This window comes from Massilia niastensis DSM 21313, assembly GCF_000382345.1.
Classification (GTDB): Bacteria; Pseudomonadota; Gammaproteobacteria; order Burkholderiales; family Burkholderiaceae_D; genus Telluria; species Telluria niastensis.
Window position 1 is genome coordinate 1 of the sequence record NZ_KB908176.1, and the last position, 10,736, is coordinate 10,736.

The 10,736-nt window shown below is 51.1% G+C and carries 10 protein-coding genes and 1 pseudogene; 5 read left to right on the top strand and 6 right to left on the bottom strand.

Going from position 1 to position 10,736, the window contains the following annotated elements; all coding sequences use genetic code 11:
• A pseudogene (locus H162_RS34565) lies at nt 1–115 on the bottom strand (cyclic pyranopterin monophosphate synthase MoaC); the annotation flags it as partial.
• 179 nt (nt 116–294) lie between these two features.
• Here H162_RS34565 and H162_RS34570 point away from each other — a divergent pair.
• Both H162_RS34570 and H162_RS34575 read left to right on the top strand, forming a co-directional pair.
• A complete protein-coding gene (locus H162_RS34570) occupies nt 295–1,059 on the top strand; it encodes a hypothetical protein (RefSeq protein WP_156885861.1) in 765 nt (254 codons plus the stop codon).
• A gap of 69 nt (nt 1,060–1,128) precedes the next feature.
• Complete coding sequence (locus tag H162_RS34575) at nt 1,129–1,878, top strand: hypothetical protein (protein WP_156885862.1); 750 nt, start codon at nt 1,129–1,131, stop codon at nt 1,876–1,878.
• A 394-nt stretch (nt 1,879–2,272) separates the two neighbouring features.
• Here H162_RS34575 and H162_RS0128850 read toward each other — a convergent pair whose 3' ends face one another.
• Nucleotides 2,273–2,935 (bottom strand): recombinase family protein, encoded by a 663-nt coding sequence (locus H162_RS0128850; RefSeq protein WP_211223761.1) that lies wholly within the window; start codon nt 2,933–2,935, stop codon nt 2,273–2,275.
• 172 nt (nt 2,936–3,107) lie between these two features.
• Here H162_RS0128850 and H162_RS33715 point away from each other — a divergent pair, with 172 nt between their 5' ends.
• On the top strand, nt 3,108–3,782 hold the full coding sequence (locus H162_RS33715) for an adenylate/guanylate cyclase domain-containing protein (RefSeq protein ID WP_229452323.1): 675 nt from the start codon (nt 3,108–3,110) through the stop codon (nt 3,780–3,782).
• Complete coding sequence (locus tag H162_RS34580; protein ID WP_156885863.1) at nt 3,775–4,458, top strand: hypothetical protein; 684 nt, start codon at nt 3,775–3,777, stop codon at nt 4,456–4,458. The genes H162_RS33715 and H162_RS34580 overlap by 8 nt, the downstream gene beginning before the upstream one ends.
• Before the next feature lie 83 nt (nt 4,459–4,541).
• Here the strand turns inward: H162_RS34580 and H162_RS0128855 are convergent, their stop codons facing one another.
• Together H162_RS0128855 and H162_RS34585 are read right to left on the bottom strand one after the other, a co-directional pair.
• Nucleotides 4,542–5,261 (bottom strand): adenylate/guanylate cyclase domain-containing protein, encoded by a 720-nt coding sequence (locus tag H162_RS0128855; RefSeq protein ID WP_020656953.1) that lies wholly within the window; start codon nt 5,259–5,261, stop codon nt 4,542–4,544.
• 68 nt (nt 5,262–5,329) lie between these two features.
• The gene (locus H162_RS34585; RefSeq protein ID WP_156885864.1) at nt 5,330–6,409 is read right to left on the bottom strand and encodes an HNH endonuclease; all 1,080 of its coding nucleotides are present in this window, start codon (nt 6,407–6,409) and stop codon (nt 5,330–5,332) included.
• A 280-nt stretch (nt 6,410–6,689) separates the two neighbouring features.
• Between H162_RS34585 and H162_RS33720 the strand changes: the two genes are divergently transcribed.
• Nucleotides 6,690–7,283 carry an Lcl domain-containing protein gene (locus H162_RS33720; RefSeq protein WP_169444599.1) on the top strand — a complete coding sequence of 198 codons (594 nt, stop codon included), beginning with the start codon at nt 6,690–6,692 and terminating at the stop codon, nt 7,281–7,283.
• A gap of 2,167 nt (nt 7,284–9,450) precedes the next feature.
• Here the strand turns inward: H162_RS33720 and H162_RS0128860 are convergent.
• On the bottom strand, nt 9,451–10,437 hold the full coding sequence (locus tag H162_RS0128860; protein ID WP_026355241.1) for a tyrosine-type recombinase/integrase: 987 nt from the start codon (nt 10,435–10,437) through the stop codon (nt 9,451–9,453).
• A gap of 136 nt (nt 10,438–10,573) precedes the next feature.
• Nucleotides 10,574–10,736 (bottom strand): cyclic pyranopterin monophosphate synthase MoaC (locus H162_RS33725; protein ID WP_307188095.1); only part of this gene is annotated, 163 nt, incomplete at its 5' end.

A 10,736-nucleotide genomic window follows, 5' to 3' on the forward strand; every position in this document is an offset into this window, starting at 1 on the left:
AGATGGTCAGCAGGCCGACCTGCACCGCAGTGAGCGCTTCCATCTCGACCCCGGTCTTGCCGATGGTCTCGACCTGGGCGCGGCAGTGCACGCTGCTGGCGGCGTCACTAAGAAAACAGTTCTTGGCCCACAAGTGGGACAAATTTGGGACAGGATTCCCCCTGTCTACGTACAAGTTTACGGGCTTACTCATCAAGGAGCAACCGGTAGTACTTCTGGTATCGGATGTTATCGTTTGCAGCAACACAGCGAAGCCTCTACACTGCAAGCGTTCTCTAATACTTGAGCAAAATAATGAAACACGCATTGCTGAACGGCAAGCCTGTTGAGGCCGAATGGGCAGCCGAACAATCCGATGACGCGTTTGCGGGACTGCGGACACAGTTTAGCTGCGTTGATTGCAAGGCTCAAGCCTATCTCAACAGAGGATCGCCGCATCAAGCGGCCTACTTTGCGTCAAAGAACCATACTGATGACTGTAACGAGGCGTATCAAGGTGCCAGTGGAAGCGACGCCGCCTTAGTCAAAGCGAACGCTATTGTAATCGTGGTCGGGGGCAGTAGCGAAGCTTCGGACGAGTTGCACAGAACGAAGGAAGGACGCTCTCCTCGTCGAACATCATTGTCTCAAGGAAATGAAGTCGGTGAAATCCCGACACGACGTGGTGCAGGTGCCATACTGCAAGAGCTTCTTGTACATCCTGAATTTGCTACCTCTTCAAAAAAGATTGTTGTTGGAAAAGTGGAAACCGTCGCCTCTGAATTTTTTGTGCCGTTCCTTCAGTTAGGCCCGCAACATATTGATCGCCTAATTGGTGTTTGGGGTGAAGCATCCTCTTTTCGTGAGCTAACTTCAATTGCTTTTCTGAACCGAGGTGATGAAAAAGTTGATATTCGTATACCCCAGTCAATTTTTTCAGAGTTGAAAAAGCTTTACCGGTTCACTTCGGCTAAGGAGTTGGCAGGAGCGAAATTCTTTCTGATTGGAACTTTTAATTTCCTTATGGAATGTCGCATCTCAGATGTGAAGCAAATCGCGCTTCAAATAAAGGCCATGTGAAAGGCAGGGTTGCATTAGATAGCATGCCAGATCGCATAAGGATTCTCAACGTTAATAATTGGAATTGGAATGCCAACTTGTTGGGCTGGAAGTATGGGGAACTGCAATGGCGGAATCTCACGCGAACACTACATATCAAAGTCTCTTTTCAAGTCGTCAGCGATATCCGTCGAGGGGTTTCCTTGGTGCAAAGGAACGGCACGTACAGTAGGCATCGAATCCTTAACGGCGAAGATTTTATGTCAAACGCATAATAACGGCCTTTCTCCCCTTGATAAGGAGGCCAGTGCGCTGTTTGACGCAATCCGTGAATGGTGCAGAAGAGAAAATATTCGTCCCAATACCTCACCACTCGCTCGCATTGCGAGGCCGCCTACGGTCGTTAATGCTAGATTGCTCGAACGGTGGTTCCTAAAGACGCTCTTAAATCTTTCACTTGGTCGTGATTATTTCATCGGAGTTCATGGCCTAGAAAAAGGAGTCGTCCCTCTCGACCTTGTTCAGATTTGCTTTGGAGAAATTCCATTCGACGGGGCAAGCGGAATGTATGGGGCTGCTCATGCGGGCATGATGATAGCTTCCCATGACACCGTTATGTTCGCGCCGTTGTTGCGCGAGGACCGAGTCTTGGGCGGACTTTTTGAGTTTCGCGGCTTCCGGTTTGTGCTCTCCCTGTTGCCGGATGGTCTCCAAACAATGCCTCAACTGGAGGGTGTGGACGCTGGTTGGCAACAGGCGAAACTCCTCCATCCAATTGAATTAATCCAGATGCAAATTTCTCACCTCATTACTGTTCCGGTAATACGTTTCAAGTGGTGAGTGCAAGGTTGAAAGCCGACGCGTTAGGTGGTGTGAAGAGCGCAGCACCACACGATAATTTCGGAGCCTTACTTGCAGACGCATGGAGTGGATGCACAGACCGCGTTTCGTATGCTGACGCCTGCGCAGCGACGCAAGATCCTGCATTGCTGCTATTAAAAAACTAAAATTTTTTTGGGGATTCATTGCTTGGCTGGTGTTCGGCTGGCGCTGGCCGGAATATCTGCAAGGTCGAGTGCGCTGCTGAACACCATAACCGCCAAACATGGCTATTGTGTTGCTAAAATAAAATATCTAGAGGATAGTTTTCCGGCATGGATAGCAGACTTTGAGTTGCCACCAGTACGAATGAGGTTGGGTGTCATTCTCCCGATAATCGCAGCGTAGAGGGCGCTTAGGCGGCTTTCAGGAGGCGGGAGATTGTTGACTTATTCCACACGCCGCCGTTCGCAGTGCTAATGCCACGGTTGGTCAGTGTGGCGGCGATCTGGTCAAGGGTCATGTGTTGGTTCTTCAACTGCTGGATCGTCGGCAGCACCCTAGCGGCGAACTCTGCGGCTTTGGCAGCGTTCGTAGCTTGCCCCTTAGCCTGTGCTTCTGCGAGGTTAGTACGGTTGCCAAGTGGAACGCCTCGAGCCTTCAGAGCGGCCAGTGCAGACTTGGTGCGTGCACCGATCATCTTGCGTTCCTTTTCGCCCAGTGCCGCATACATGTGGAGCACGAAGGGGTCAACGTCTGCCCCCAGTTCAGAGACGATGAACGGGACACCACGCGACATGAGGCCCGAGATGAACGCTACGTCACGGCTCAGGCGGTCCAGCTTCGCAACGATGACAGGACAACGGAGCTTCTTAGCTTTGGCAAGAGCAGAGCGAAGGCCTTCACGGTCATCGACGCCCAGCTTACCGCTTGTGACTTCTGACACTACTTCCATCACATCAAAACCTTCAGCAGCAGCGAAGGTGCGGATAGCTGCTTCCTGTGCGGCCAAGCCAAGACCAGACTTGCCCTGTTCAGAGGTCGAGACCCTTACTAAAGCAATGGCTGGCTTGTTCACAATTTGGCTCCGGCTGAAGTGTTGTTGTGATGATTATACGACCGTTTAGTGGTCGAAACAACGAAAAACTTGGTGGCCAGCAAGCAAGATAATGTAAAATTAAGCAACACATTGGGGAATAGCAATGCAAGCTACGTATTCATACTACGATTTCGAAAAGAGCCGGGAACGAATGGACGAGATTCTTGCTGGAGAAGACGCCAGTTACGAAGATCATAAGGGTATTCCCTCGCGAGATAATTTGACATTCACGAACGGTTTTTACGTAGATGTTACTGTTATGTTTATCGATATGCGTGGCTCCAAGAAATTAGCGGAAAAACATACTCGCCCTGTTCTTGCAAAAGTATATCGCGCATACATTTCTGAGATGGTAGCGGTTTTGAAAGATAACAGCTGCATTAACGAAGTTTATATAGAAGGCGATGGCGTGTGGGCTGTTTTTAATACCACTACAAAACCCGAAGTACAAAGCGTTGTCGATACTGCTGCAAGAGTTAAATCGCTCGCAGATGTTTTGAACGTCAAGCTCAAGCGGCGTGCGTATTCGGAGATAAAAATAGGCGTTGGCATTGAAGACGGCGAGTCGCTTTATATTAAGGCTGGCTACAAAGGAAGTAGTATCAACGAGGTGGTTTGGATTGGTCGATCGGTTGGCTCTGCGGCAAAGATGTGCGGGTTTGGTAACGCCACCGAATCTGATAAAACAGTGATGGCGTCGAAACGGGTTTATGAAATGTTGGATGGTACTTACAAGAATCTATTTGTCTGGAGTAGTTCCCGTGAATGCTATATGGGGAATTTCCATAATAGAGCGATGCAGAAATGGGTAGTGGACAATGAATGACCGTGCGGCTTTTCTCGCTGGATCAATAGCGGACATGCAGGCAACGATTCGTGCAGTTGATGTGAAAGTGGCGGCATTAGTCGTGTGCCTGCTGGCCCCTTTGCAAAATCTGCATCGAGTCTTCAAGCATTTGGCTCACTTCACTGAGTGGTCAATTCGTTGGCCTGCGATCCTCGTCGTCATACTTTTTCTGTTGACTTGGGTGGCAGCTTTTGTCTCGTTAGTGCGCGCCATTGCTGCGGCAGGGAATCCGGCTGCTTATATCAAAGGGGCGCAGGGGGCGAATAGTGCTTTCTTCCTCCCGGCACAGTTTAAATTCTCGCGAATTCATGCTATCGCTACACCGAAGAATTTACTTAGCATAGATGCACTAGCTGACGTTCATAATAACTTACCTCAAGATGCGGACGTTGAAGCTGCGCTCGTATTCGAGCAAATGAAACTGGCATATATCCGCGATCTTAAATTATTCCGACTTGACTGGGGTTTGAAGCTTTCTCTGCTATGGCTTCTGCTGGGCATCCTCATCTATATCGCTTCAAAGTTCGCGATAACTGAACCGCCTCAAAAAGAGACCGCCAAAGTTGCGGCAACAATTCAGGCCTGTAAAATCAGTACGTGCTATGTACCACCGGCCTGCTCTAACATAGCTAACCATTTTGGTTGCTTTCCGTAGAAATTGCTAAATTTAACCTTATACGTCGATAAGCACGAATCGTTGACTGTGTGTCTGCAATAGCGGAGGTTACGAACTCCGTTTTATCCATTCTTGTTGACCCACTCGTTCATGGTTGTATTAACGATGTAGCCAGAGTAGCAATTGTTTGTCCAGTCTTTGTTCAGAAGCTTCCGGTTCGATTCGTTGAGGTTGTCGTAGAAAACGTTCGACACAAACGTGCGGTTCGTCCATAACCGGCCACCAAGGTCGCACAGCTTGGCTGCCTCTCCGACGACCTTGCCGATCCAAACAACTTCGTTGACTCCAGAGGTACGATAGCCAGCTTTAATCAAAAGAGACTGGCCGTAAGCAAGTCCAATTCCAACTCCGACCGGAGTGTAATTTCTTCGATTGAGTTTGATGTTGAGAATGTCAACCAGAGACGATGCCTGAGCGGCAGTGGAGAACACCCTGTCAATATCGTTTTTTGTTGGCGTGTCAAATACCCCCCAGACCGCATCGCCTTCGATGTATATCTCAAATACATTCGAATCGCCGCGTAAGACGGCAACCAGCTCTGAGATGAAAGTGCGATACATCTTCGCCAATACTGGACGGGTGTGCTTCTCGGCTAAAACCTTTGACCCACGCATGTCGATGAATATCACCGATGCATCAACGTAGTAGCCATTGGTGAACGTCAACAAATCGCGGGAAGGGATCGAATTCCTGTCTTCATAACTGGCATCTGAAGAGTTTAAGATTTCGTCAATACGTTCAATGCTCTTTTCATAGTCATAATAAGAATATTTCGCTTCCATGAGATCTCCATCAGTTATTCTTTGTAATCTTAGCAAGAAACTAATGATGCCTCAATGAAATTGTTTGGCTACGACACGACAGTAGGGGAATCTTTCTCATTACGCAACATTGCTCTTAGAATCGCGTGTTCTAGGCGATGACAGTTGGCACATAGACACTGTAAAGACCCAAGGGTCGTAACGTGGTCAAGTCCCATATGCTGTACTTGAACATCCTTGTGGTGGACTTCAATGCAGGCCTCAGCCTGTGTAGTTCCGAAGTGGGCAACCGGGTCTAGGTTGCACTTTTCGCAGAACAGCTTCCCATGCTTGGCTTTGAATTGGCTTTTCTTGGCTTTGGCCGCAGCGGGCGAACGCTCCCGCTTCTTGTGAGTGACCAGCTTTGCACTGCCTTCTGTCCAAGACTCGTCTTCTAGATCGGGCAACGGAACTTCGAGAGCTTGCCCATCCTTAGGGATGATTCGATATCCGGCCTCCTGAATGATGCGGAAGCATGGAGATGAGATACCGGCAGTAAAGTGATAAGGTCCAACCTCGATGTCGAGCGCTTGCGTAGCAGCGATTCCGAACACTGCTTTGGGCGGTAAACGGTGACCTTCCTCGGTCAGAACGTCATAGTCCGTGGACAGGGCAAACGGATGATCGCTATAACCCGACAGGAGCAGTTGTACCGCTTCGAAGATGTGCTCTGGACGAACCTTGTTCAGATCTGAGGCTGGCAATCGTTGAATTGCTGCTGGCGTGGATACGACAGTGCTAGGGCTGTTCAACCGCCAACGAACTCGGACTGGAACCTCGTCTGTGATGTTCAGCGCCTCACCCAGCCCAGCGTAGGTGAACAGGTCACGTCCACCGGTCCGCCAGAAAACGTGGGTTTCAGCCCCAGAAGCTGTCATCCGCCGAATGGACGGCTGATGTCGGGTGCTACCAGTCCTTCCACGCCAGATGAGGTCAGGACCATCGAAATAGTTATCGTAATCGTGCCCAGTCTGTCCGGGGTTGCCGACGTTAGCAAAGATGAACGTTACCCCGTCCTTGTGTGGGTAACCAGTTGCCCAGTTGCCGGTAATGTCGCCGCCATCCCCGGCCTGCTGGCTGACCTGCTCTCGTTTGTACTTCTGTCCAACCGTGAAGTTGTACTGAGACATTGTATCTCCTCTTATCTGCCAAACTACTCGACTTCGGACGATACTAGTCCATTGCGTGTCAGTAGGAAATAATGCGTCAGAATACAACGACCCTGTTTCACCGCTGTCGATAGCGAAAGTTGTAAAAATTGACTTTAAGTTAGCGATCTGGCAATATGAACTTCTTTTCCTACTTCCAAGCCTCGTCATGCACACTTCTTTTCTTCAGTGCGCTAGTGCAGTCTGTGCACTTGCCCTATCGATGCATGCAAGCGCTGCGCTTATAGATCGTGGGAATGGGATGATCTACGATGACGCTACAAACCTCACTTGGTTGCAAGATGTTAACTATGCTCGTACCATCGGGTTACAAGGAGAGTTGCTGCGGGATGAGTGGGGGCGTACTCAGCCAAGCGTAGATCAAAATGGTCATCTGACTTGGAACGAGGCTATGCGGTTTGCTGAAGGGCTAACGTATGGTGGCTACGATGACTGGCGACTCCCGAGGCAAGGCACTGGTCCTGCCGTCCACGAAGACCGCCATTCGGAGTTGGCAGTGATGTTCTATTACAGCCTAGGCAATCAAGGTGCTTACATAGATGGAGTTTACAATCGTGCACCCTATGGCTTGCTTAATAAAAGTCCATTTTTGTTTGGCAACACCACAATTTTTTGGACGGGCGACATCGACCGCAATGGGTATACTTCGATTTTCGATATGAACCACGGTTTCTCAGGAGCAACCGATAGGAACAGCATCTTCAATCATTTTGGTGCTTGGCTGGTGCGTGACGGTGATGTAGCGACCTCTGTCCCTGAGCCTTCGGCGTTCTCGCTTCTCCTCTTGGGAGTCGCAGGCTTACTTACTCAAAAGCTGAAGCGAAAGCAACGGTAGAGCATCCTTGATGTTGGGCTAACGTGGTGGTAGCAGACTGTCCTAGGTCGCACGTATGTAACATCATTGAGCGCGAGAATCAAACATCTTAGTCTGGTCTGCACCCTAACCATGCGAAGGGCATTCTTATCGTTGTATTTCTGGCTGGCCGCGTATGCGGGCCTATGCTTGTGCCAATGGCACCGTTCTTCTAAGTCCCATAGGGACATTCCGCATCGACTCTGGCATACGACCAAGCCATAGGCTCCTCAGTCGTCTTTTCTGCTCTTTCTATTGGCCCGATAACCCGGGCCTATATCTGTGCCAATGGCACCGTTCTGTTAAGTCCCATAGGGACAAGTACTCAACATAGCTGTGCCGATGGATAGCACTATGCCCTTGGCACTTTGAAGTAGCACGAGAATCGTGCGAGAAGGGACAGGAGAGTAATTCGCACATTCGGCGTCACAGACTCGGGCCATAGGCCAGAACGATATATTCTGCGCTCATCGCGCTAGATGGTAGGGTGCCACTGGCACGAACATAGGCCCGAGGAGCGGGCCAATAGGGGAATGAGAGTACTGTGCCTTTCTAGGCCCTTGGCTTCGTCCCGCTTGGCCGTAGGCCAGAATCTAATTTCCGTGCCTATGGCACCAATTAAGTTCCGTGCCTATGGCACCAATCAATGAAGTGGTTGTACGCCAGCCTCGCTCACGCACGGCTTTTATATGTGTCGTTTAATCGGACCATAATCCAACCATCATCCTGAAATGATGGTGGACGCCACCCCTATCTCTTTTGCGGGGCCTCACAAGGCAGGCTAGGACTTCCAGACTGGTATCAACTCTGGAGGTACACTAGCCTCGCTCACGCACGGCTTTTATATGTGTCGTTTAATCAGAAGCGAACAGATCATCTTCCAAGTCAGCCCAACCGTCTTTGTTGGTCGCGTCAAAGCCCACTGTCGCGAAGGTACCTGTCGATTCATTCTGCTCTACTACCGCCAAGCTCCAAGCTTGCTCGACCTCTGCCGACGGCCTACATATCGAACAGCCTTGCTCGCTGCACGGCACGATACTGTGCACTGTCGTGTACGAATCCGCCGCATCGACGTGACTGGGTTCAGGCCATTCACTTTTCGCTGTACGCGCTGCTCGCTCGATGATGCGTATGCATTGACCTAGGCGCTGCGCATGACGTTCGGTACATGGGCGCGACAACAATCGCATGTACTTTAGGATGGACTCGGTTGAGATAACATCCAAGTTGCGAAGCAGAACAAGGGCCGTCTTGATGCCTAGCGGCTTTGCATTCTTGCCGTAGTCCAAACTGACTGCTCCGGTAGCGATGCTACCAAGACGAGGAAGCTTCGCAAGGGCATGCCCTGGTGAGCTAAAGCTTTGCAAGTAAGGCTTCAGTGCATTGGTGTGGATGATCGGTGGACGCCCCCTACGCCCAGGTTTGGCTGGTGACTTAGGGGAAGCCTTACTGGCTCGCCGTTTTGGTGCTGGCGCTGCCGGTACTACTGGTGCTGCTGGTGATGGAGGCGCATACGCGCTGTACTGCGGAGCCTCGTAGAAGTTGGAAGGCAGAAAAGGTGGGTATTCACCGTGTTGGAGGGGCAAGGCAGTAGGGGTCATGTGATTCCTTTACAAAAGTGCCGCGAGCGGCTTCGGTCGTCTTGTACATAGCAAGTTCCGTTGGGGTAAAAAAAAGCGGACTGTCCATTGTTGGGAAGCAGTCCGCAGTTGATGCGAGGAGTGGCAACAGTTAGCTGTCGCTGGCCTCGGAAACAGCATTCTCGCACAGGTTTACTGCTGAGTCAAAAAAACTTGACGCTGGATTGATTTTGTGCGTATAAAATCCAAAGGGTGGTCTGGGTCTTGTACAGGTGGGGTTGCAGCAGTGAAATTCGTGTATTGCCAATACTCACAAAAGCGGGGGTTTTTCAGAATGGGAGAGCACCGCGAACTAGCGCTTTTGTTAAGCTAAAACGCTCGTTACTATCGACCGAATAGACGATTGCCCACTGTAGCTCGGTAAACCCGCTAAAAGGGCTGTAGTGCGTTATCGGGTTCTTGGGTGAAGTGGCGCCTGTCTTTGCTCGTTTGTCGCTCTATGGCCCTGTAAGAGACTTGCTGCCGACGGGGCAATAGATCATTGATTTGCCCCGTTCTGCGGTCCTGTGCTAACCGAGCTTTTGTGCCATAGCTTCTGCTTTCGGGTGGTAGTACCTTTTGAGCATCTGTATGGTCTGGTGGCCAGTTACCGCCGCAAGTTCGATGACATTGGGTAGCTTCTCGGCCAAGTGGCTCGTGGCTGTGTGCCGGAGATCGTGGAAACGTAGATTGGTGATCCCGGCGCGGCGGCAAGCATCCACAAAACAATTGTGCATCGTCATGTGAGAGATCGGGAAGACTGGCCCGGCTGTTCCGCAGTTCGGTAGCCCTTCCAGTATCGTTACAGCTTTCTTGGAGAGCGGGACGGTTCGCGCTGTACCGTTCTTGGTAAGGGGAAGGTGTGCCGTCTGAGCCTCAAGATTAATGTTCTCCCATCGCAGCGATAGTAGCTCTCCGCGTCGCATTGCGGAGGCCAGCGCCAGCATTACCAGCGGAACCATCCAAGGACTTCTACGGCGGACTGGTTTGAGTTCATCAAGCAGCCTTGCCTCTTCCTCTTTGGTCAGCAGTCTCGTTCGTCCCGGTGGCGTTGGAGGCTTGCGAACAAGCGCACAGGGGTTCGCAGTTGGGAGGCCCCATTCTTTCCGAGCGTGGCTAATGATGCCCGAAAGGATGCTTAGCTCTCGGATGATCGTTCCTGCACCAACCGTTTTCAGCCGCTCATCGCGATAGCCAGCGATAACTGCTGGAGTCAGGTTCGCCATGCTGTAGCTTGCGATCTTCTGGCGAAGCATGAACTGGATGCCTTCGGTTTCGCGTTGCGCACCTCGTTTCGAGGGCGTTACCTCGTTCATATACCGCTGTAGTACGTCCGCAAGCAGGAGGTCTTTCGCAGACTGGATGCTCTGATGCGATCCTTGGTCCATTGCGGACTCAATGCTACGCGCCCATGTCTGGGCTTCCGTCTTGGTCTTGAACGAGGCTACCTCGTCCGGATAGCCCTTGCGTCGTACACGGGCTTGCCACTTGCCTGATCGTTGCCTGATTGATGCCATACGCCTTCCTATTGGGACAAGCGTGGGACAAGAACCAGTTTTCTTCGCTCTAGGTTGGGCTGGCGCTGCTAGGCGGCTATACGGTAAATTCAGGTCATGGTCAAGCTACTGACAAGTGTTTTTCCTGTCGGATCAATCACTTATCAAGATCAGCCGTCCAGTCGCCGCTCTTGCCGCCATGCTTTTCCAGCACCCGCACATTGGTCATGACCATGCCGCGGTCCACCGCCTTGCACATGTCGTAGATGGTCAGCAGGCCGACCTGCACCGCAGTGAGCGCTTCCATCTCGACCCCGGTC

Bases quoted from the DNA above. Each gene is read 5' to 3' on its own strand.
- H162_RS0128860 (WP_026355241.1), bottom strand. From the start codon at position 10,437: ATGGCATCAATCAGGCAACGATCAGGCAAGTGGCAAGCCCGTGTACGA.
- H162_RS34580 (WP_156885863.1), top strand. From the start codon at position 3,775: ATGAATGACCGTGCGGCTTTTCTCGCTGGATCAATAGCGGACATGCAG.
- H162_RS34570 (WP_156885861.1), top strand. From the start codon at position 295: ATGAAACACGCATTGCTGAACGGCAAGCCTGTTGAGGCCGAATGGGCA.
- H162_RS34575 (WP_156885862.1), top strand. From the start codon at position 1,129: ATGCCAACTTGTTGGGCTGGAAGTATGGGGAACTGCAATGGCGGAATC.
- H162_RS33720 (WP_169444599.1), top strand. From the start codon at position 6,690: ATGATCTACGATGACGCTACAAACCTCACTTGGTTGCAAGATGTTAAC.
- H162_RS34585 (WP_156885864.1), bottom strand. From the start codon at position 6,409: ATGTCTCAGTACAACTTCACGGTTGGACAGAAGTACAAACGAGAGCAG.
- H162_RS33715 (WP_229452323.1), top strand. From the start codon at position 3,108: ATGGACGAGATTCTTGCTGGAGAAGACGCCAGTTACGAAGATCATAAG.
- H162_RS0128855 (WP_020656953.1), bottom strand. From the start codon at position 5,261: ATGGAAGCGAAATATTCTTATTATGACTATGAAAAGAGCATTGAACGT.